Annotated in this window: 17 protein-coding genes; 8 read left to right on the top strand and 9 right to left on the bottom strand. The window is 70.1% G+C overall.

Translation table 11 applies throughout. From position 1 onward, the window contains the following. Positions 1-3: 3 nt before the first annotated feature. Together secF and HKD39_RS03170 are read left to right on the top strand one after the other, a co-directional pair. Positions 4-1,332 carry a protein translocase subunit SecF gene (gene secF, locus HKD39_RS03175; RefSeq protein ID WP_171198329.1) on the top strand — a complete coding sequence of 443 codons (1,329 nt, stop codon included), beginning with the start codon at positions 4-6 and terminating at the stop codon, positions 1,330-1,332. 81 nt (positions 1,333-1,413) lie between these two features. Further along, the gene (locus HKD39_RS03170) at positions 1,414-3,720 is read left to right on the top strand and encodes a RelA/SpoT family protein (protein ID WP_281361773.1); all 2,307 of its coding nucleotides are present in this window, start codon (positions 1,414-1,416) and stop codon (positions 3,718-3,720) included. Positions 3,721-3,741: 21 nt separating this feature from the next. Here HKD39_RS03170 and HKD39_RS20255 read toward each other — a convergent pair whose 3' ends face one another. Further along, positions 3,742-4,683 (bottom strand): peptidylprolyl isomerase, encoded by a 942-nt coding sequence (locus HKD39_RS20255; RefSeq protein WP_171198328.1) that lies wholly within the window; start codon positions 4,681-4,683, stop codon positions 3,742-3,744. Between the two features lie 235 nt (positions 4,684-4,918). Between HKD39_RS20255 and HKD39_RS03160 the strand changes: the two genes are divergently transcribed. From HKD39_RS03160 to HKD39_RS03140, 5 genes are all read left to right on the top strand, one after another. Continuing rightward, positions 4,919-5,665, top strand: a complete 747-nt coding sequence (locus HKD39_RS03160; RefSeq protein WP_171198327.1) for an MBL fold metallo-hydrolase — start codon at positions 4,919-4,921, stop codon at positions 5,663-5,665. Between the two features lie 12 nt (positions 5,666-5,677). Then, positions 5,678-7,093, top strand: coding sequence for a histidine--tRNA ligase (hisS, locus tag HKD39_RS03155; protein WP_171198326.1), 1,416 nt, complete (start codon positions 5,678-5,680; stop codon positions 7,091-7,093). A gap of 20 nt (positions 7,094-7,113) precedes the next feature. After that, positions 7,114-8,307: an alpha/beta hydrolase fold domain-containing protein gene (locus tag HKD39_RS03150; protein WP_171198325.1), complete on the top strand. Its 1,194-nt coding sequence runs from the start codon at positions 7,114-7,116 to the stop codon at positions 8,305-8,307. Positions 8,308-8,469: 162 nt separating this feature from the next. Further along, positions 8,470-11,367 carry a glycoside hydrolase family 2 protein gene (locus tag HKD39_RS03145; protein ID WP_171198324.1) on the top strand — a complete coding sequence of 966 codons (2,898 nt, stop codon included), beginning with the start codon at positions 8,470-8,472 and terminating at the stop codon, positions 11,365-11,367. A gap of 61 nt (positions 11,368-11,428) precedes the next feature. Further along, on the top strand, positions 11,429-12,586 hold the full coding sequence (locus HKD39_RS03140; protein WP_171198323.1) for an Rv2578c family radical SAM protein: 1,158 nt from the start codon (positions 11,429-11,431) through the stop codon (positions 12,584-12,586). 18 nt (positions 12,587-12,604) lie between these two features. On the opposite strand, the gene HKD39_RS03135 is transcribed toward HKD39_RS03140, so the two are convergent. Both HKD39_RS03135 and HKD39_RS03130 read right to left on the bottom strand, forming a co-directional pair. Continuing rightward, entirely contained in the window at positions 12,605-14,431 is a 1,827-nt protein-coding gene (locus HKD39_RS03135; protein ID WP_212753806.1) for a DEAD/DEAH box helicase, read from the bottom strand. Continuing rightward, the gene (locus HKD39_RS03130) at positions 14,415-14,729 is read right to left on the bottom strand and encodes a hypothetical protein (RefSeq protein WP_171198322.1); all 315 of its coding nucleotides are present in this window, start codon (positions 14,727-14,729) and stop codon (positions 14,415-14,417) included. The genes HKD39_RS03135 and HKD39_RS03130 overlap by 17 nt, the downstream gene beginning before the upstream one ends. Positions 14,730-14,810: 81 nt before the next feature. Between HKD39_RS03130 and HKD39_RS03125 the strand changes: the two genes are divergently transcribed. After that, complete coding sequence (locus HKD39_RS03125) at positions 14,811-15,344, top strand: beta-class carbonic anhydrase (protein ID WP_171198321.1); 534 nt, start codon at positions 14,811-14,813, stop codon at positions 15,342-15,344. A gap of 1 nt (position 15,345) precedes the next feature. Here the strand turns inward: HKD39_RS03125 and HKD39_RS03120 are convergent, their stop codons facing one another. The 6 genes from HKD39_RS03120 to HKD39_RS03095 are packed head-to-tail and all read right to left on the bottom strand — an operon-like array spanning position 15,346 to position 22,098. After that, positions 15,346-16,395: a Gfo/Idh/MocA family oxidoreductase gene (locus tag HKD39_RS03120; protein ID WP_171198320.1), complete on the bottom strand. Its 1,050-nt coding sequence runs from the start codon at positions 16,393-16,395 to the stop codon at positions 15,346-15,348. Beyond that, positions 16,392-18,377, bottom strand: coding sequence for a 3D-(3,5/4)-trihydroxycyclohexane-1,2-dione acylhydrolase (decyclizing) (iolD, locus tag HKD39_RS03115; protein WP_343074543.1), 1,986 nt, complete (start codon positions 18,375-18,377; stop codon positions 16,392-16,394). Before iolD ends, HKD39_RS03120 begins: the two co-directional genes overlap by 4 nt. Next, positions 18,374-19,309, bottom strand: a complete 936-nt coding sequence (gene iolB / locus HKD39_RS03110) for a 5-deoxy-glucuronate isomerase (protein WP_171198319.1) — start codon at positions 19,307-19,309, stop codon at positions 18,374-18,376. The genes iolD and iolB overlap by 4 nt, the downstream gene beginning before the upstream one ends. Continuing rightward, entirely contained in the window at positions 19,302-20,216 is a 915-nt protein-coding gene (locus HKD39_RS03105) for a Cgl0159 family (beta/alpha)8-fold protein (protein WP_171198318.1), read from the bottom strand. Before HKD39_RS03105 ends, iolB begins: the two co-directional genes overlap by 8 nt. Further along, positions 20,213-21,172: a 5-dehydro-2-deoxygluconokinase gene (iolC, locus tag HKD39_RS03100; RefSeq protein WP_171198317.1), complete on the bottom strand. Its 960-nt coding sequence runs from the start codon at positions 21,170-21,172 to the stop codon at positions 20,213-20,215. The genes HKD39_RS03105 and iolC overlap by 4 nt, the downstream gene beginning before the upstream one ends. Next, positions 21,169-22,098, bottom strand: a complete 930-nt coding sequence (locus tag HKD39_RS03095; RefSeq protein WP_171198316.1) for a TIM barrel protein — start codon at positions 22,096-22,098, stop codon at positions 21,169-21,171. The genes iolC and HKD39_RS03095 overlap by 4 nt, the downstream gene beginning before the upstream one ends. Positions 22,099-22,129 lie beyond the last annotated feature (31 nt).

The raw sequence follows: 22,129 nt of genomic DNA, 5'->3' as shown, positions 1-22,129 counted from the left end.
GCCATGACCGAACCCACCACAGGTGCACCGGTCGGCACCGGCAAGGACAGCTTCCTGTCGCGGCTGTCCACCGGCACCGGCGCGTTCGACATTCTCAAGCCGCGCCGCGTCTACTACATCGTCGCGATCGGGCTGGTGCTGGCGTCGATCCTGATCGTGCTGGTGCGCGGCTTCAACCTGAGCATCGACTTCGCCGGCGGCACCCAGATCACCGTCACGCCCACCGCAGGGCAGCCGGTGGACCGGGCGGAGCTCTCCAGGGTGATCGCCGACGCCACCGGCGACAGCGACGTCACCGTGCAGAGCGTGACGTCCAGCCTGCAGGCCACCCTGCCGCTGGACTCGTCCACCGGCGAGGGCGCAAGGCAGGTCCAGGACGCCAGCAACGCGATCAGCGAGACCTTCCACCTGCCGCTGAGCCAGATCACCGCATCGCAGGTGTCCGGCACCTGGGGCAACGAGGTGTCGAAGCAGGCGATCATCTCGGTGATCGTCTTCCTCATCGCCGTCGCCATCTTCATCTGGATCCGATACGAATGGCGAGCGTCGGTGGCCGCCGTGGCGTCCACCGTCCAGGTGCTGATCATCACCGCAGGGGTGTACGCCCTGGTCGGATTCGAGCTCAGCCCGGCAACGGTGATCGGGTTGCTCACCATCCTCGGCTTCTCGCTCTACGACACCGTTGTGGTGTTCGACAAGGTGCAGGAGAACACCAAGGGCCTGCTGTCGCTGAACCGGCGGACCTACGCCGAGGCGGCCAACCTGGCCGTCAACCAGACCCTGATGCGGTCGATCAACACCTCGCTCATCGCGCTGCTGCCGGTGGCCGGGCTGCTGGTGGCCGGTATCGCGCTGATCGGCTCCGGCACCATGAAGGACCTGGCGCTGGTGCAGCTGATCGGCATGATCGTCGGCGCCTACTCGTCGCTGTTCGTCGCGGTGCCGATGGCGGTCGACCTGCGCACCAGGGAGTCGGCGATCAAGGCGCACACCCGCAGAGTGCAGCAGCGCCGCGCCGCCGACGGGCTGCTGGTCGACGCGGTCGGCGACCCGGTCGGTTACACCACCCCGGCCGCCGGTGCCAGGACCGGCAAGAAGAAGGCGACCAGCGGCTCGGCGGCGGTGTCGACCACCAAGACCGCGACGGCCACCGACGCTGCCGCGACCGGCGACGATGCGGTGGACGCAGCGGCACCGCCGGCCCGTCCCGGGGTGCAGCTCAGCGATCTTGAGTCGGGGACGGACGTGTTCGCCGCGCCGCGCCCGACCCGGCCCGGGGTCGGCAACCGCCCCAAGCCGGGGGCGCGGCCCACCGGCAAACGCCGACACTGACGCTCGCCGGCCCGCGCGGATAGGCTGGCACCTTCGGTATTCACACGCTTGAGCGGAGGTGGCGACGTGGCCAGTCCAGACCTGCAGAACTCATCGGGCGGCCCGGCAACCCCCGCCGCTGACGCCGAGCAGCCGTCGGCCACCCGCCGGGTGCGGGCCCGGATCGCGCGCCGGATGAGCGGGCAGCGGCAGGCCGGCCCGGCCAGCCCCGGCCGCACCGTGCTCGAGCCGCTGTTCGCCGCGCACCGCAGCCTGCACCCGAAGGCCGACCTGAAGGTGCTGCAGCGCGCCTTCGAGGTGGCGGCGGTTGCGCACGAGGGTCAGTTCCGCAAGTCCGGCGACCCGTACATCACCCACCCGCTCGCGGTCGCCACCATTCTGGCCGACCTCGGCATGGACACCACGACGCTGGTGGCGGCGCTGCTGCACGACACCGTCGAAGACACCCCGTACACCTACGCCGACGCCGAACGTGACTTCGGTACCGAGATCGCCAACCTGGTGGACGGGGTCACCAAGCTCGACAAGGTGCGCTACGGCGACGCCACCGAGGCCGAGACCATCCGCAAGATGATCATCGCCATGGCGCAGGACCCGCGGGTGCTGGTGATCAAGCTGGCCGACCGGCTGCACAACATGCGCACCATGCGGTTCCTGCCGCCGGAGAAGCAGGCGCGCAAGGCCAAGGAGACGCTGGAAGTGCTTGCGCCGCTGGCGCATCGGCTGGGCATGGCCACCATCAAGTGGGAACTGGAAGACCTGGCGTTCGCGATTCTGCACGCCAAGCGGTACGACGAGATCGTCCGGCTGGTCGCCGACCGGGCGCCCTCCCGCGACACCTACCTCGCCACCGTCAAGGAGCAGGTCAGCGCCGAGCTCAGCGCGGCGAAGATCCCCGCCGAGGTGGTCGGCCGCGGCAAGCATTACTTCTCGATCTATCAGAAGATGCAGGTGCGGGGCCGGGAGTTCGACGAGATCCACGACCTGGTGGCGCTGCGCATCATTGTCGGCAGCGTCCGCGAGTGCTACGCCGCGATGGGTGTTGTGCATGCCATGTGGGCGCCGATGCCCGGCCGGTTCAAGGACTACATCGCCCAGCCGCGGTTCGGGGTCTACCAGTCGCTGCACACCACGGTGATCGGGCCGGAGGGCAAACCCCTCGAGATCCAGATCCGCACAAGGGAAATGCACCACACCGCCGAGTACGGCATCGCCGCGCACTGGCGCTACAAAGAGACCAAGGGCACCCACGCCGGCGCGCTCACCACCGTCGACGAAATGGCCTGGATGCGGCAGTTGCTCGACTGGCAGCGCGAGGCCGGCGACCCCAGCGAGTTCTTGGACAACCTGCGCTTCGAGATGGCCTCGAGCGAGATCTTCGTCTTCACCCCGAAGGGCGACATCCACACCCTCCCAGCGGGTTCGACGCCGGTCGACTTCGCCTATTCGGTGCACACCGAGGTGGGGCACCGCTGCATCGGCGCCAAGGTTGACGGCCGGCTGGTGGCGCTGGAGAGCACGCTGGCCAGCGGCCAGATCGTCGAGATCTTCACGTCAAAGGCGCAGACCGCGGCGCCCAGCCGGGACTGGCTCAGCTTCGTCAAGTCGTCCCGCGCGAAGACCAAGATCCGGCAGTACTTCGCCAAGGAGCGGCGCGAGGAGGCGATCGAGTCCGGTAAGGACGCGATCGCCAAAGCCGTTCGGCGCGAAGGACTTCCGGTACAGCGGCTGATCAACCACCAGGCCATGGCTGAGGCCGCCCACGAGCTCGGCTACCGCGACATCGCGGCGCTGTATGCGGCCGTCGGCGAGAACCATGTTTCGGCGAAAACCGTTGTGGCCAAGGTGGTTGGCGTCATCGGTGGTGACGAGGAGGTCGGCGAGCAGATCGCCGAGCGGTCCGCCCCGGCGACGGTGCGGCGCCGGGTCGCCAAGGGCTCGTCCGGGGTGCTGGTGGCCGGCGCCACCGACCTGCAGGTGAAGCTCGCGCGCTGCTGCACCCCGGTGCCGGGCGACGAGATCCTCGGCTTCGTCACCAAGGGCGGGGCGATCTCGGTGCACCGCACCGACTGCACCAACGCCGACGCCCTGCGCGCCGAACATGCGCGGCTGGTCGACGTTTCCTGGGACGCCAGCTTCGCCAGCGTGTTCCTGGTGACCATTCAGGTGGAGGCACTTGACCGGCACCGGCTGCTGTCGGACATCACCAAGAGCCTGGCCGACGAGAAGGTCAACATCCTGTCGGCGAACCTGTCGATGTCCAAAGACCGGATGGCCATCAGCCGGTTCTCGTTCGAGATGGCCGACCCGAAGCACCTCGGGCACCTGTTGCGCACGGTGCGCGCGGTGGACGGCGTCTACGACGTCTACCGGGTCACCAGCGCCTAGTTACGGGGCCGGGCTCCGCGGTCAGTTGTTGGACGCCGGAGCGGCGCCGGTGCCGGCGGGGGCCGATCCGCTCGCCTCGCCGGCGCCGGACGGGGCCGGCGCCGGCGGCATCGGTGGTTCCGACGGCGCGCTGGACGACGGCCATGCGGTGGTGGCGACGACTGCCTGCTCGGGGACGGTGACGGAGTCGATCTTGGCCTCGGCGACCGGCTTGCCGTCCTGAGCGTTGTTCTGCACGCCCTTGGCGGCGATGCCGTCGATCACCTTCATGCCGGCGTCGGACACCTTGCCGATGATCGAGTACTGCGGCGGCAGCTCGGCGGCGCCGTACACGATGAAGAACTGCGAGCCCTCCATGCTGCCGTCGGTGGCCATGGCCACGGTGCCCACCGGGTACTTCACGTTGTCGCCGGTCGGTGGCGTCGGCTGGAACGAGTAGCCGGGGGTGCCGGTACCGGTCCCGGTCGGATCGCCGCACTGCAGCGCGTTCAGTGTCGGTGCGGCGGTGAGCCGGTGGCAGCTGGTGTCGGAGTAGAAGTTCTGCGAGGCCAGCGACAGGAAGGCGTTCACCGAGCAGGGCGCCGAGGCGCGGTCGAGGCTGGCCTCGACCGGCTGCCCGTTCATGGTGATGGTGACGTCGACGGTGCCGGTCCGCTCCGGTGAGACGTTGGTCGGCGGCTTGACGTCCTTGGCGGCCTTGCCGCCCGGGGTGTAGTTGCAGGGGTTGTCCGGCGCGGCGGACGACTGCGCGGCGCTGGAACCAGCGGCGTCCGCGGTGTTGTTGGTGTTGTCGTTGCGGTTGGCGGTGACCAGCCACACCACGCCGGCGGCGATCACCACAACGGCGACGGACCCGGAGATCAGAGCGACCCGGCGGCGGCGCGCGCGTTCGGCCTCGCGGCGCTGGAGCTGCCGCTGCAGCTTTCGCCTGGCCGCTTCGCGTCGCTGCTGATTGCTCGGCACCGGTGGTCCTCCTGGGTGAGTCAAAGGGTGGGCCGCCGACCCTGCGGCAGCCCCGGCGGCTGAGTCTAGGTGACGGACCTGGCGGCCCCGACACCGCTGGGCCCGACGGTACTGAGCACTGCTGGGCCCGCCCAACCTGAACACAGCGAGCGTTCAAAGCCGCAGGGACGACGTGAGAAAGCGGTGTGAGATGGGCAGGGCGGCGTGCCGCCTAAGGCGGCCATAAGGTGGCGCTGTGCTGATTGCAGGCTTTCCGACCGGGATGTTCCAGGCCAACTGCTACCTGGTGGCCGCCGACCGCGGCGCGCCCGGCGTCATCGTCGACCCCGGTGAGGACGCGCTCGGCATGGTGCGGCAGGCGGTGCAGCTGAACCAGATCACCCCGGCGGCGGTGCTGCTCACCCACGGGCATCTTGATCACGTCGCGTCGGCGGCGGCGGTCGGTGCCGAGTACGACGTGCCGGTGCTGATCCACGCCGGCGACGAACACCTGCTCGACGATCCCAAGTCCGGCCTCAACGACGAACTCGCGTTGGCGTTGGAGCAGATCGTTCGGCCGGAGGCGCTGCAGGGCCTGCGTCCCCCCCAGTTGCAGTTGCTCGGCCGGGCCGGGGAAGACGAGTCGGTGCAGCTGGCCGGGTTGACCCTGGCCGTCGACCACACCCCTGGCCACACCCCCGGCTCGGTGGTGTACCGGCTCGCCGCCGGCGGTACTGGATCCGACAGCGGTACCGGATCCGACCGCGATACCGCGCACCCGGAGATCCTGTTCACCGGCGACACCCTGTTCGCCGGGTCCATCGGCCGCACCGACCTGCCCGGCGGCGACTCGGCGCAACTGCTCGATTCGATCGGCCGGCGGTTGCTCACCCGGCCGGACGATGCGGTGATCCTGCCCGGCCACGGCCCTACCTCGACCATCGGCGCCGAACGGGCCGGCAATCCGTTCCTGGCCGGCCGGCAGCCACCTCGCCCGGCTTGACAGAATGAGCCGATGAGCAACAGCAAGAAGGTCGCCCCGATCAGCGGTTTCCCGGAGTATCTGCCGGCCGACCGCATCGTCGAACAATCCATCGTCGACGTGATCAGGGAAGTCTTTGAGCTGCACGGTTTTTCGTCGATCCAGACGCGTTCGGTCGAGCCGATCGACCGGCTGTCCGCGCAGGGCGAGGACACCGACAAAGAAATCTACGTGCTGTCAAGGCTGGCCGGGGGTGCCGAGCAGGGAATGCCGCGGCTCGGCCTGCACTTCGACATGACGGTGCCGTTCGCCCGCTACGTCGTCGAGAACGCCGGCAAGCTGAACTTCCCGTTCCGGCGCTACCAGATTCAGCAGGCCTGGCGCGGGGAGCGCCCGCAGGAGGGCCGCTACCGCGAGTTCACCCAGGCCGACATCGATGTGATCGACGTCGACACGCTGCCGGCGGCGTACGAGGCCGAGATTCCGTTGGTGATCGCGGACATCTTCGACCGGCTCCCGGTGGGCGAGTACGTGATCCAGGTGAACAACCGCAAGATCCCCGAGGGCTTCTACCGGGGTATCGGGCTGGACGCCTCGGTCGGCGTGATCGAGGCGTTGCGGATCGTCGACAAGCTGGACAAGGTCGGCCCTGATGCGGTGCGGGACATGCTGATCGGCGCCGGCGCCACCGACGAGCAGGCCGGCGCGTGCCTGGCGCTGGCCGAGATCCGCGCTCCCGACCTGAGTTTCGTCGACCGGGTGCGGGCGCTGGGGGTGACGCACCCGGTGCTGGACGAGGGGCTAGCCGCGTTGTCGGCGGTGATCGCCGCCGGTATGGCCGGTGCGCCGGGACGGATGGTCGCCGACCTGCGCATCGCCCGCGGACTCGACTACTACACCGGCACCGTCTACGAGACCCAGCTGGTCGGCTACGAGTCGTGGGGGTCGTTCTGCTCCGGTGGCAGGTACGACGCGCTGGCCGCGGACAATCGGCACACCTACCCGGGTGTCGGCATCTCGATCGGGGTGTCCCGTCTGGTCGGGCTGCTGGTCGGTAAGGGCCTGGTGCGCGCGTCGAGGTCAACACCCAGTGTGGTGCTGATCGCCCTCGCCAACGACAACGTGGTAGCAAGGCTGGCGTCCGCCGCTGTGGCAAAAGCGTTGCGGCAGCGGGGGATTGCCTGCGAGGTGGCGCCGACCGCCGCCAAGTTCGGCAAACAGATCCGCTACGCGGAGCGGCGCGGCATCCCTTACGTCTGGTTCCCCGGCGGCACCGCCGCCGGTGCCGGCGAGTCCAGTGGTGACGAGGTCAAGGACATTCGCAGCGGCGAACAGGTGCCGGCCGACCCCGCCAGCTGGCAGCCGCCCGCCGACGATCTGCGACCGTCGGTCGTCCGCAGCTCCGGCGCCGGCAGCGGTACGGGCGGCGAATCCGGAGCGGAGAAGTGAGTGACGGTGCGGCACAGCCCGTGCCGCTGCCCGAGTCCGAGCTCGGCCGGCTGCTGACCCGGCTGGCCGACTGGCTGCCGGAGGAACTGGAGCGCTGGCTGCCGGGTTGGCTGGCCGGTGGCGGGGTGCCGCCGGCTCCGGCGCCGCCGTGGGTACCCGCACCCGACCAGCCGGTGGCCGACTGGCAGCGTGACGTCGCCGCCGTGCGCGCGGCCACCGATGCCTGGGCCACTCATCTGACCGTGGCCGTCCGGGAGCTGGCCGGGCAGTTGCTCGGCGACGAGCAGGCCGTCGCCGCCCGGCTGCTGAACGGGGCGGCCGGCAGCAAACCGGCCGCGGGCGGTGCCGCCCGCCCACCGGCGATCACCGACGCGATGGTGCCCCGCCCCGGCGGTGCGGTGCCGGTACGGCTGGTCCGGCCCCGCGCCGGCGCTGCTGGTGGTGCTGGTGGTGCTGGTGGTGCTGGTGATGCGATGCCGGCCGTGGTGCAGGTGCACGGCGGTGGCTACTGGATGGGTGGCGGCCGTATCCAACGCCCGGTGCTTGAGCCCGGTTACCAGCGGCTGGCCGATGCGGTCGGCGCGCTGGTGGTGGACGTGCAGGTGCGCCTTGTGCCTGAACACCCGTACCCCGCGCCGATCGACGACGTCAGGGCGGTGCTGGCCTGGCTGCGCCGGCATGCCGAGTTGCTGTCGGTCGATCCGGAACGGATTGCGCTGTGCGGGCTGTCGTCCGGTGCGAACACCGTGACGGTCGCCGCCCTGCTGGACGCCGCCGGTGCTGATGCGGCCGACGCCGCGGGTGCGGATGGTGCCGACGCCGCGGACGCGCCGGCGTCGATCGCGGCGCTGGCGTTGGTGGTGCCGTCGCTGGATCTGACCTACTACGGTCCGGCGCACCGCGACCCCGAGCAGCGCGCGGCACGGGACGCGCAGCTGGCCGCTTATCTCGGCGATCTTCCCGCCGACGACCCGCTCGCCTCCCCGGCGCTGGCGGCTGACGTGACCGGGCTGCCGCCGACGGCGATGGTGCTGGCCGAACACGACGATGTGGTCGGCGGCGGGCCGCTGTTGGCCGAAAAGCTTGCCGCCCAAGGTGTTCCCGCCGAGACGCTGACCGTTCCAGGGCTGCACGCGGTGCAGCTGCCCACCGACCAGCTGCGCGCCGACGAGTTCCTCGGGGAGTTCCTGCGCCGTCGGTTCGAGCGGCCGTAAGGGCATTGCGCAGCCGGCGACTCTGCGCGAAACTGTTCGCTACGCGGCATCTGACAACGATGTCACGCAGGCGAGCCTGGACCGGACCGCGAGGCCGGACGATCACCAAGGAGGCTCGGTGCTCACGAGACGCGAGATGACACTCAACGAGGAGTTTCCGACATGTCTTTCGAACCATCCGCCGGCACCCCATCAGCACCGCGCCCGGCCACCGGTGGTCTTGATCGCCGGCACTTTCTCTCGGCGGGCGCGCTCGTCGTCGGCGGTGGGGCGGTGACCGCGCTGACCGGCGGCCGCGCCGCAGCCGCCCAGACCCCGGCGGCGGAGCAGGCCGCCGCAGCCGCTGGGCCGGGATCGGCCGCAGGCACCCCGATCACAGCTGGCTGGTTGTACGGGCCAGCCAACCAGCTGCCCGGCGTCACCGGCCAGCGGCTCGCCAGCGCGGACCCGGGGGTCACGCTCGAACCGGCCGTCGTGCCGGGCACCGCGCTCACCGCGATGCTCGCCAACGGCGACTACCCTGACCCGTTCCACAAGCGGATCGTCACCGACACCATCCCGGACACCCTCAAAGACACCGACTACTGGTACCGCACCGAGTTCGAGCTGCCGGCACTGCAAGCGGGGCAACGGTTCTGGCTGCACTTCGCCGGTGTCAACTACCTGGCTGACGTCTTCCTGAACGGTCGGCAGATCGGCCGGATGGAGGGCGCGTTCATCCGTGGCGACTTCGACGTCACCGAAACCGTGCTGGCCACCGCACCCGACGGTGGCCGCGGTTACCTTGCCGTCAAGGTCGGCAAGCTCGACTTCTCCGAAGGCCCGCTGCTGCCCAGCTACGCCAGCGGCGTCACCCGCGGTGGCCGCAACGGTGGACCCACCGGCGTCACCCTGAAGAACGGGCCGACCTTCTTCTGCAGCGCCGGCTGGGACTGGCTGCCCACCATCCCGGACCGCAACCTCGGGATCTGGCGACCGGTCAGCCACCGCACCACCGGGCCGATCAGGATCGCCGACGTCCGGGTCGACCCAACCCTCACCGGCGACCTGTCCAGCGCCGACATCGCGCTGGACCTCACCCTGGACAACGCGGGCGAACAGACCAGCGCAGTGATCTCCGGGACGTTGACCGGCCCGGACGGTACGGCGGTCGAGGTCCGCGCCGAGCTGGCTGTGCCGGCCGGCACCTCGACCCTGCGGCTCGGCCCCGAGCAGGTCGCCGCTCTGCGTGTCACCGAGCCGAAACTGTGGTGGCCCAACGGTTATGGCGACCCGAACCGCTACACGCTGCGGCTGGCGGTCGGCTCGGCCGGGACAACGCCCAACCAGCAGTCCGACCAGCACGAGCTGCGTTTCGGCATCAGGTCCATCGTTTGCCGCGCCGCCGACGACCCGACAAGGCAGCTGCAGTTGATCGTCAACAACGTGCCGATCATGGTGATGGGCGGCAACTGGGGCCTTGACGAGGTGCTCAAACGCATCCCGGTCGAGCGTCTGCGGCAGCAGTTGCGGCTGCACCGCGACGCCAACCTGAACCTGATCCGTGACTGGAACGGGCAGAACACCAGCGAAGAGCTCTTCGATGCCTGCGACGAGTACGGAATCCTGGTCTGGCAGGACTTCTTCTACTCCACCGAAGGTCCGGCCGCTGCCGACGTTGATCGCGACGTCGCCAACATCCGCGACTGCATCATCCGGTACCGCAACCACCCGTCGATCGCGTTGTGGTGTGGTGGAAATGAGGGTTCGCCGCCGCAGCCGCTGGTGCAGGCGTTGGATGCGTTGGTGGCCGAGCTCGACCCGAAGCGGGCCTGCCTGACCAGCTCGGCCGGCGACACCGGTGCGGACAACTACACCGGTTTTGCCTCGGGCGGGCCGTACCACTGGGTGACGCCGGCCTCGCACTTCGACCGGTTCCGCGGCCGGAGTTCCATCCGGTTCCACAACGAGGTCGGCTGCTACTCGATCCCGACGCTGGAGACCATGCGGGCAATGCTGCCCGAGCCGTCGTGGGAGAAGCCCGACGACTACTGGGCCGACCGGGATTGCAACGGCAACGGCGGAAACGGTGGCATGCGCGGCTATCTCGCCCTCACCGGCCAGCGATACGGGCAGGTGCGCAACCTCGCCGACTTCGTCCGCAAGTCGCAGTTGATGAACTACGAATGCATCAGGGCGATCTACGAAGGCCACGCCGCCGCCATGCTGGCGCCGGCGACGGCGGCCGTTCCACGACCGGTCACCGGCGTCATCATGTGGATGAGCCACCCGGCGCAGCCGAGCATGGTGTGGCAGATGTACAGCCACGACCTCGATACCCACTCGGCGTACGCCGCGGTGCAGCGCGGCTGCCGCCGGCGCAATGTCATCTTCGACGCCGCCACCCGAGAAGTCGTGCTGGCCAACCACTCTCACGATCCGGTCGCCGGCACTGTCCGCGCCGACATCTACACCCTGGCCGGGCGGGTGCACCACACCGGCACCATCCAGGTGCCGTCGGTCGCGGGCAGCTCGTACGCGCGATTGGGCTCGCTGCAGGAGCCGATCGCCGCGCTCGCCGCCGCCGATGAGCCGGTGGCGTTGGTGCGCTTGAGGTTCACCCCGTCCGGCGGTGGTGACCCGGTCAGCAGCTTCTACTGGCACGACACGTCCGGTAGTGATCGCAACTACGCCGCCATGGACACCATGCCGTCTGCCGCCGTCCAGGGCACCGCGGTACCGGCCGGCACCGACGGCGATGACCGGCTGATCAAAGTAGAGCTGCGGAACCTGTCGCCCGCCGTAGCGGTGATGCTGCACCTGCAACCGTTCGACAGCGCGACGGGGGAGCGGGTGCTACCGGCTTTCTACGACAACAACTACTGCTCGATCGTGCCGCGGGAGACCGCGACCGTCACCATCGCAGTTCCGGCCGCCGCGGCGGCTGGCAGGAAGCTGGCGGTGCGGCTGGACGGGTGGAATCTGGACGCCGAAGCCTCCCGGTTGCGCGGTGGCGAGGTGCCGCTGGTGATCAACACCGACGCCCAGGACGTTCGTGGTGAGGTGACATTCGGGCGCTGATCGGTTGCGTCGAACTCTGACCCACTTGCGCATCGACTCGAACGAGTGTTCGATAGGGGAGATGAGGTGGGAATCGCAACGCGCCGGGCACCGGCCGGGGTCAGGACCAGAATCGGCCAAGGCGCCGGCCGATCCGATGCTGCCCGGAATGCCGCTGCTGCAGGGGTTTCAGCGCTCGGTGCGGCCGCCGGAGTTCGCCGGGGTCACCTTCCACGAGGTGCATGCCAAGTCGGTGTTGAACAAGGTGCCACCGCGGTCGGCGGTGCCTTTCCGGTACACCGTCAACCCGTACCGGGGCTGCTCGCACGCCTGTGTCTACTGCTTCGCCCGCAACACCCACAGCTATCTCGACTTCGACGCCGGCCGCGACTTCGACTCCCAGATCGTGGTGAAAACCAATGCGGCGCAGGTGCTTCGGCGTGAGGTCAGCAAGCCCGGCTGGCAACGGGAACATGTCGCGATGGGTACCAACACCGACCCGTACCAGCGCGCGGAAGGGCGTTACGCGCTGCTGCCGGGCATCATCAGCGCGCTGGCCGATTCCGGCACCCCGTTCTCGATCCTGACCAAGGGCACGGTGCTGGCCCGCGATCTGCCGCTGCTGACCGAGGCGGCGGGGCAGGTGCCGGTGGGCATCGGTATCTCGCTGGCGCTGCTCGACCCCGAATTGCAGCGGGGGCTGGAGCCCGGCACCCCGACGCCGAAGGCGCGACTGCAGTTGATCAGCAAGATCCGCGACGCCGGGCTGCCCTGCGGCGTCTTCATGGCCCCGCTGCTGCCGGGGCTGTCCGACAGCGCCGAGCAGATCGAGGCGCTGGCCCGGCAATTGGCCGATGCCGGCGCCACCGGGATCAGCGGCATCAGCCTGCATCTGCGGCCCGGTGCCAGGGAATGGTTCATGGCCTGGCTGGCCCGCCGCCACCCCGAGCTGGTCGATCGCTACACCGAGCTGTACCGCGGCGGCAGCTATCTGCCCAAGAGCTACCGCAGCCAGGTGCAGGCCAGGATCGCCGCGGCCCGGCGCACGGTCGGCAGCACGAGCTTCAGCAATCCGCTACCGGACGCCTCCGCCAGCCGGCCGGCAGCGCGCGGCGTCCCTGGTGACGCGTCCGCACGCTTCCCGGACGGCAGCCTGCCACCGCCGGCCGCCAGGCACACAAACAGTGAACCCAGGCAAGCCGGCGGATCCGTTGCCGGAGAACAACTCCGGCTGATCTGAGCCGGGCCCGGCGCTGGGTCAGCGCTCGCGTTCCCGGCGCAGCCGCAGCCGCTGCCCGTTGATGGTGGCGGCGCCGATCCGGCCCACCGTCGCCGCGTTCAGCGACGGCATGATCTCGACAAGGCTGTAGCTGTCGAAGATGTCGATCCGGCCGAGGTCGCGCCCGGACAGCCCGCCCTCACCGGCGATCGCGCCGACAATGCCGGCCGGCCGGACCCCGTGCTTGCGCCCGACCGCGATCCGCCAGCGCGGACCGGTGCTGCGGCGGTCGGCGCCTCGCGGGCCGGTGCGCTCCGGACGGGTGCGCCGCTCGCCGGCCCGCCGGTCGGCCCGGTTGCGTGGCTCCCGGACCGAACCCACCGAGCCGGTGTGCTGCGGTCGGCGCGTCGGCTCCGGCAGCGGCGCGCCGTCGTCGCCGGCGGCCATGGCCAGCAGCGCAGCGGCCAGCTCGGTGGTGCTCAGCCCCGAGTCGGCGGCGAACCGCTCGGCGCGCAGAGTGAATTCGTCCATCCGCAGCGCGCCGGCGCGGGTGGCGGCCGCGGTGAGCGCCGCCGCCGACCTGGCGGCAACCAGATCGCCGGGGGTGGGCGGCTGGATCGCGGTCAGCTTGGCACCGGTGGCGCGCTCGATGGTGCGCACCCGGTTCCGCTCGGCCGGGGTGAAGAACGTCAGCGCGGTGCCGGTGCGCCCGGCCCGGCCGGTGCGGCCGATCCGGTGCACGTAGGTCTCCGGGTCGCGCGGGGCGTCGAAGTTGACCACAAGGGCGATGCGCTCGACGTCGAGACCGCGAGCGGCGACATCGGTGGCAACCAGCACGTCGATGCTGCCCTCGCGCAGCCGCTGCACGATGCGCTCACGCTCGGCCTGCGGCACGTCGCCGTTCAGGCTGGCGGCGCGCAACCCGTCGGCGGCCAGCGCCGAGGTCAACTGCTCGCACGCCGACTTTGCCCGCACGAAAACGATCGCCGCCTGATCGGCGTCCTTGCGCAGGTGCAGCAGCCGCAACAGCACGTCGGTCTTCTCCCGGAACGGGAGTACAAGGTACTGCTGCTCGACGGTGCCGGTGGTGCGGGTGGCGGCCCGCACCGTCACGTCGACCGGATCGGTGAGATGGGTGTCGGCGACCCGCCGGATGGCGGGCGGCATGGTGGCCGACAGCAGCGCGGTCTGCCGCTGTGCCGGTGCCGCGGACAGGATCTGCTCGACCTCGTCCGCGAAGCCCATCGCCAGCATCTCGTCGGCCTCGTCCAGCACCAGCAGCCGCAACCCGGACAGGTCGAGGCTGCCGCGATTGAGGTGATCGATCAGCCGGCCCGGAGTACCGACCACCACCTGGGCGCCGCGGGCCAGCGCCTGCTTCTGCGGGTAGAACGGCGCACCGCCGTAGACGCTGACCACAGTCACTCCCGGCATGCCGGAGGCGAAAGCGGTGAGCGCGTCGGCGACCTGCATCGCCAGCTCGCGGGTGGGGCAGAGCACCAGCGCCTGCACGCCGTGCTGCGCCGGGTCGATGCCCGCCAGTAGCGGCAGCCCGAACGCGGCGGTCTTGCCGGTACCGGTCTGCGCAACGCCGGCGACGTCCCGACCGGCCAGCAGGGCCGGAATGGTGAGCGCCTGGATGGCGGTCGGGGTGGTGAAGCCGAGTCGCTCGATCGCGGTCAGCAGCCTCGCCGGCAGGCCCAGTTCGGCAAAGCCGGGACCGGCTGCCGCGTTGTCGGAGTTCAGCGACTCGGGGTTGGTGGACTCGGGGTTGGGCGACTCGGGGTTGGTGGATTCCGGGGTAATAGGTTGCGGGGTAATGGATTCGGGGGCAGGGGACAGTACAGCTTCAACAGACGCAGACATGCGACAACAACCAATCAGCTTGAGAAACGGAACACGGATACTCCTGCGCACCGGACGTCACGGGCCGGTACTGCGCGGTGTCGGTTCCAGCAGCGGATGCTCTCGTCGACTGCACTTCCACCGTGCGCCGATCATCCATCGCAGTCAGGCCCGCACCGAGCGACTCCGAGGAACAGATTCCATGGAACGCTGCGGCAGAAGCTGACAAGAAAGAACTGAAGAACACCGGGAACACGCTCTTCCCGGTAAACAAGGCCAGCCTGGCTGCACCGCAGCCGGTTGGCAGAGCCGGATCCAACCTGTCCAGTCTACGGCATCGCGCGGCACCCGCCGACCAACCGCCCGCCGCGGCCGCGTGCGCACCGGCTACCGTGAGCCCATGAGCACTCCCGAAGCCGCTCCCGGCGGCGTCGCCGAGCCCGGCGCCTTCGACGATTTGCTTTCTGCCAACCGGACTTTCGCCGCCGAATTCGACTTCGGTGGCTTCGACGGTGTGGCCCGCGCCGGTGTGTGCATGGTCACGTGCATGGACTCGCGGATCGACCCGCTCGGCATGATCGGGCTACGGCCCGGTGACGCCAAGATCCTGCGGAACCCCGGCGGCCGGGTCAGCGACCAGGTGCTGGTGGCGCTGGTGCTCGGTGCGAACCTGCTCGGGGTGCAGCGGGTGCTGGTGGTGCAGCACACCCGTTGCGCGATGGCCTCGGCCGATGAGGCGGAGATGCGGGAGCGGGTGTCGTCGGCCTCCGGGCAGGACGCTTCGTGGATGACGTTCGGGGTGATCACCGACCAGCGGCACGACATTGTCGAGGAGGTCACCAAGGTGCGCAGTCATCCGCTGCTCGGGGACCGGGTGCAGGTCGGCGGCTTCCTCTACGACGTGGATTCCGGTCTGCTGGAACAGGTTTGCTGAGCTAGGCGCCCGGCGGTGCGATGAGGTCGACGGCGACACGCTCGCCGCTGACCAGCGACTGCATGCCGGCGGTGCACACGGCGGTGGCGGCGTAACCGTCCCAGGCGCTCGGACCGATCCGCTCGCCGCGCCGGGCCGCGTCCACCCAGGCCTGCACCTCGATGTCGTAGGCGCGGGCGAAGCGCTGGGTGAAGTCGTCGGGGAGCCGCCCGCCCCACCTGCCCACCGAGCCGCCGGTGCCACCAGCGCCGGCGACACTGTCAACCGTGGTGCGGTACAGGGTGTTCCACGGTTGGCCGGCGATCACCGAACCGCGCTCGGCCACGGCCTCGCAGCGCACCTCGTAACCGGTCTGGCTGTTACAGAACACCTCGCTGGTCACCATGCCGCCGCCGGCCATGGTGAAGATCGCCACCTGCGGGTCGATGACCCCCGCTCCGGCCAGGCTGCTCGGCGCCGGCGACAGCACCTGGATGGCGGTGATCTCCTCGTCGAACAGGAACCGCGCGACGTCGACCTCGTGCACCAGCGAGTCCCGCACGATCATCTCGGAGCGGAAGTCGGGGTTGGGGACCTGCTTGTTGCGGTGCACGTTGTGCAGCAACAACAATCGACCGAGCTCGCCGGAGTCGAGCAGCGCCTTCAACTCGACATAACCGGGGTCGAAGCGGCGCATGAAACCGATCTGCAGCACCGGCTCGGCGGCCGCCGCCTCGGCCCGCAGCACCGCGATGGACGACTCGGAGTCCATCGTCATCGGCTTCTCGCACAGCGTCGGCTTGCCGGCCGCGATGCAGGCGAGCAACTGTTCGGGATGGGCAACGCCGGGGGAGGCGATCAGCACCGCATCGACGTCGTCGGCGGCGATCAACCGCAGCGGATCAGCCTCGGCCCTTGCACCGTACTGCTGCGCCACCGCGGTGGCCTGGTCGGCGCGGGGATCGGACACCACCGTCAACTGGGCACCGGCGATCCGGTTCGCCAGGCGGTTGGCGTGGTCGGCACCCATCATCCCGACGCCGATGACGCCGACCCGCAAAGGTGTGCTCATGAGTGCTCTTTCGGTGCTGTCGGGCCGGGATCTGCCGGTGCGAGGTATTCGCGTTGGTGCTTCTTGTGTTCGGTGTACTCGTCGAAAGCCGTTTGCGTTGAGTCCAGGTGCGACACCTGCGCCACCGGAACGTCCCACCAGGCCGCCGAGTCCGGACTGAAGACGAACGGGTCGGTGCTGACGTGGATCACCACCGGCCCGCCGTCGTCGGGGGCGGCCTTGGCGGTGGCGATGGCCGCCGCCAGCTGGTCGGCGTCCGACACCTCGATCACGGTGGCACCGAGGCTGCGGGCATTGGCGGCCAGATCGATCTCGATGAGTGGGCCGTCAAGTTGCCCGCCCGCGTCGGGGGCGCCGTCACGGTAGCGGTAGCGGGTGCCGAAGCGTTGCGAGCCGAGGGATTCGGACAACGCGCCGATGGAGCCGAACCCGTAGTTCTGCACCAGCACCACGATGATCTTGACGCGTTCCTGCACCGCGGTGACAAGCTCGGCCGGCATCATCAGGTAGCCGCCGTCGCCCACCATGGCGAAGACGTCGCGGGCCGGGTCGGCGAGCTTGACGCCGATGGCCGCCGGTATCTCATAGCCCATGCATGAGTATCCGTACTCGACGTGATAGCCCTTGCGGTCGCGGACCCGCCACAGCTTGTGCAGATCGCCGGGCATTGACCCGGCGGCGCACAACACCACGTCGCGCGGATCGGACAGCTCGTTCACCGCGCCGAGCACCTGGCCCTGGGTGAGCAGCCCGGCGTCGAGCCGGTCGGTCACCTCGGCCGGCGGCTGATAGCTGGCCTGCACCTGCCGGTCCCACTCCCGCCAGAGCTCGCCGACGCGATTGGTGAGCGGCTGCGGCACTCGATAGCCGGCAAGCGCAGACCGCAACTCCCGCAACGACTCTTTGGCATCACCGGTGACGGCAAGGCCGGACTGCTTGACGCTGTCCGCGGCCGCAACGTTCACGTTGACGAAGCGCACGTCCGGATTTCCGAAGACGCTGCGCGAGGCGGTGGTGAAGTCGCTGTAGCGGGTACCGATGCCGATCACCACATCGGCGTCGGCGGCGATCGCGTTGGCTGCGGTGGTGCCGGTGGAGCCGATGGCGCCGAGCAACGCCGGGTCGCCATGCAGCAAAGCGCCTTTGCCTGCCTGGGTTTCGGCGACCGGGATGCCGGTGTCGGCCACGAGCGCCGCCAGTTCGTCCTCGGCGCCGGAGTAGTGCACGCCGCCGCCGGCCACGATCAACGGGGTGTTGGCGCCGCGGATCAGCTCGGCGGCCCTGCGCAGCTGCTCGACGTCGGGTCGTTGCCGCGGCACCGTCCAGGTGCGCTCGGCGAACAGGGTGACGGGCCAGTCCGCGGCCTCGGCCTGCACATCCTGGGGCAGCGACACCGTGACGGCGCCGGTGCGGGCCGGGTCGGTGAGCACCGCCATCGCCGTCAGCAACGCCGACGGCAGCTGCTCGGGGCGCTCCACCTCGTCGAAGTAGGCCGACAGCGGCCGGAACGCGTCGTTGACCGAAACATCGCCGGCAGCAGGGGATTCCAGCTCCTGCAGCACCGGAGCGCTCACCCTGGTGGCGAAGGTGCCGGACGGCAGCAGCAGCACCGGGATCCGGTTGATGGTGGCCAGCGCGGCGCCGGTGAGCATGTTGGTGGAGCCGGGCCCGACCGAGGCGGTGCAGGCCCAGGTCTGCAGCCGGTCGTGGTGGCGGGCGTAGCCGACGGCGGTGTGCACCATGGCCTGCTCGTTGCGGGCCAGCACGTACGGCAGTGCCGGAGCCGGATCGGCAGAGTCCTGTTGGGCCAGTTCGTTTTCCAGCAGGGCCTGGCCGACCCCGGCGACGTTGCCGTGCCCGAAGATGCCGAGCACGCCGGCGAACAGCCGCTGCCGCCGGCCGTCGCGTTCGGTGTACTGCGCGGCCAGGAATCGGACAAGGGCCTGCGCTGTGGTCAGTCGCAGGGTTTGGGGTGCGGTCACTGCATGCCCTCCAATCGGGGGTCGAGCGGTTGCTGCTGCCAGCTGTCGCGGACCCACCCGCGGTTCGGGTCGTCGCTGATCAGCCAGGCCCGCTCCGGCCCCGGCCCGGCCATCACGTTCAGGTAGTACAGGTGGTAACCCGGCAGTGCCGCCGCCGGTCCGTGCCAGCCGTACGGCACCAGCACAACGTCGCCGGGGCGGACCTCGGTGAGCACATCGATCGGCCGGTCGTCGCTGGCGTAGACCTGTTGCAGGCCAACCGGATCGCCGCTGTGCGGATCGGTGGCGCTGACGTCGAAGTAGTAGATCTCCTCAAGCTCGGTCTCTTCGCCGGGCCGCTCGGCATCGTGCTTGTGCGGCGGGAACGACGACCAGTTCCCGGCCGGTGTCACCACCTCGCAGGCGATGATGCGCCGTGCCTGGGGCAGCGCGTCCGGGGTCCCGAAATTGCGGACCAGCCGGGAACACTGGCCCGCGCCGCGTCGCTCCACCGGAACCTCAGCGGCAGCAACCAGTACCGGCGCCGATCCCCCCTCGGTCGCGGCGAGATCCGGCGGGACGACGGCAAAAGTCACCGCTACCAAAGATTCCGCTTCGGCGTCGCTTGCGGTCAGCTCGGCGGTGCTGCCCGGCGGCAGGTAGGCGACATCGGTGGGTCCGTCGAACACCGAGGCGCGGCCGGCCAGGGTGAGCGTGCCGGCCTCGGTGCTCACCTGCACTCCGCCGCGCAGCGGCACGACGATGGCCTCGCGGTCGGTGAGGGTGAGTCGGTGGGTCCGTGCGCCGCCCAGCTCGACGATGCCGAGACCGGTGTGCTGCCAACCCTCAATGTCCGGCTGCTGAGGGTCGACCAGGGTGCGGTACTCGCCGGTGCGCAGCCGGCCGTCCGGGAACACCCAGCGGTTGTTGTCGGCTCCGGTGCCGTCAGCCATGCAGGCTCTCCGTCTCGTCGGGTTGGCGGGGGAGCTGCTGCCCGTGCACCAGCTCGGCCGCGGTGGCCACCGCCGCGGCCACGTCGTCGTCCTGCGGATACAGCAGCGCCCGGCCGACGATCAGGCCGCGCACCGGTGGCAGCGCCAGTGCTGCGCCCCAGGCGGCGTAGGTGTCGTCCGGGTGACCCGTCGGGTCGCCGCCCAGCAGCAGCGTCGGCAGCGTGGTGGCGGCCATGACCTGCTCAAGACCCTCGACCACGGGCAGTTTCAGCCAGGTGTGGGAGGAATCCGCCCCCAGCCCCGAGGCGACCGTGATGGACCGGATGATGGCCTGGGGCGTCAGCATGTTGTGCACCCGGCCGTCGGAACGCCGGCACCAGAACGGTTCGACCATCGCCAGCAGTCGCTGCGCCGCCAGTTGGTCGATCGCCTGCGCGCTCCGCTCGAGGGTGCGCACGGTCGCCGGATCGTCAGGGTCGATGCGGGTGAGCATCTTGCCGCCGTCCAACCCGCGGGCCGCCAGCACAGCGGCCGTGTACCCGGTGAACCGGTCGTCCAACTCGAAGACGGATCCTTGCAGGCCGCCCCGGTTCATCGAGCCGATCACCACCTTGCCGTCCAGAGCACCGAGCAGCAGCAGGTCGTCAAGAATGTCTGCGGTGCCGAGCACCCCGTCGACAGCGGGGTTGGCGAGGGCGATCAGCAAGCGCCGCAACAGGTCGGCGCGATCGGCCATGGCGTCCGGCCGGTCCCGCACGCCGAGCGCCGCCCTGGCCGGGTGGTCAGCGGCCACCAGCATCAGCCGGCCGTCCGGGCGTAGCAGCGGACGCCGGCGACGGGCGGTCCAGCCCTGCTCGACGCGTTCCGGCGCGGTGGCCCTGATATCGGTGAGGCCTTCGACGCTCATGGCGCCACCCCGGTGTCGATGGCTTGCTGCACCTCGGCGGCGGTCGGCATGGCGGTGGAACACTCCAGCCGGGACGCCACGATGGCTCCGGCCACGTTCGCGAACTGCAGGGTCTGCTGCAACCCCCAGCCGGAGAGCAGACCGTGCACCAGCGCCCCGCCGAATGCGTCGCCGGCGCCGAGCCCGTTCACCACCGGGACCTCGAACGGCGGCACCAGCACCCGCTCGTCCGCGGTGGCCGCCAGCACCCCCTCCGGTCCGCGTTTGACGACGGCGAGCTCGAGGCCACGCTCCAGCAGGGCGTCGGCCGCGCGGTCCGGATCGGTTTCGCCGACAGCGATCTCACACTCCTGCCGGTTGCCGACCGCGATGGTCACCTGCTCCAGCGCCCTGCCGACCTGCTCGGTGGCAGCGGCCGGTCTGTCCCAGAACATCGGGCGGTAGTCGAGGTCAAGAACGGTGTGCCTGGCGCGCCCGCGGGTCTGCCATGCCGCGAAATGGGTGCCGCGGCTGGGTTCCTGGCTGAGCCCGGTCACCGTGCACCAGAACACCTTTGCCTGCCGGATCACCTCCTCCGGCGGCAGCTGGTCCGGCTCGATCAGCAGGTCGGGAGCGATCGGGTAGCGGTAGAAGTACAGCGGAAAGTCGTCGGGCGGGAACACTTCGCAGAAGGTGACGGGGGTCGGCGGGCCGTCGGTCTGCTTGATCGGGGTGATGTAGCGGGGGTCGACGCCCAGCCGGGCGGCTTCGTCGTGCACGTACTGCCCGAACGGGTCGCGTCCGATCCCGGTGACGAGCGCGGCCGGGTGCCCGTAGCGGGCGGTGGCCACCGCGACGTTGGTGGCGCTGCCGCCGAGGAACTTCTCGAAGGTCTTCACCTCGGGCAGCGGTACTCCGTGATCGAGCGGATAGATGTCGACGCCGGAGCGGCCCATGGCCAGCAGGTCGAAACTCATTGAGCCCCTTCGGTGTTGCCGGGCAGTGCGGCGACGGTGCTGCGGATGAAGGCGATGCTGGTGCGGACGTCGTCCAGCGGGTCGGCGGCGTTCGGATCGGTGGCGGGGTCGCCGGAGAGCACCGCGTCCTGCTCCAGCACGTACCAGCCCTGGTAGCCGTTTTGCTCCAGCGCGCGGACAATCGCCGCGACGTCGACGTCGCCGGCCCCGAGCGGCACGTACAACCCGTCGGCGACCGCGGCGGCGTAGGCCACCGCACCCGAGCGCACCTGCCCGGCCAGCGCGGCATTCACGTCCTTGAGATGAACGTGCGCGATCCGGTCGGGGTGCTCGGTGGCCAGCGCCACCGGATCACCGCCGCCGATCAGCAGGTGCCCGGTGTCGAGGCAGATGCCGATGTCGCTGCCGTCCAGCACCCGCTGCACCTCGTCGCCGGACTCCACCATGGTGCCGACGTGCGGATGCACCGCCGGGGTGAGGCCCGCCGCGCGGATCACCGCGACGAGCCGATTCAGGTTGCTCAGCAACAGGTTCCAGCTGTCGAGGTCGAGCTCGGGGCGTTGGTCGTAACCCTCGGTGCCGGTGGCAGCGGCCAGCACAACCGTGCTCGCCCCGGCCGCCAGCAGGCCATCGATCGCTTGCCGGACTTCGGGTTCGGGATCGTGGTCGCGCCGGTGCAGCACCACAGGGACGAACTGCCCGACGGCGGCCAGCCGGTGGGCGGCAAGGGTTTGCGCCTTCGCCGCGGGCTGTTCGGGAAGAAACCCGTCAGGCCCGAACTCGGTGGCGACCAGGCCGACCTCGCGCATCTGCTCGAGCACCCGGTCCGGCGGGAGCTGAAAGCCCCAGCCGGGGACCTCACAGACTCCCCAGGAGATCGGCGCCCCGGCGATGCGATCGGCGGCGGCGCGCAACGAATGTGTCATGAAATGTCCTCCAAGCCGGCTGCCTGCCAGC

This window comes from Nakamurella aerolata (assembly GCF_013002705.1).
GTDB lineage: Bacteria > Actinomycetota > Actinomycetes > Mycobacteriales > Nakamurellaceae > Nakamurella > Nakamurella aerolata.
Note: the sequence above shows the minus strand (reverse complement) of the source record. Positions and strands in the feature narration are given on the sequence as shown.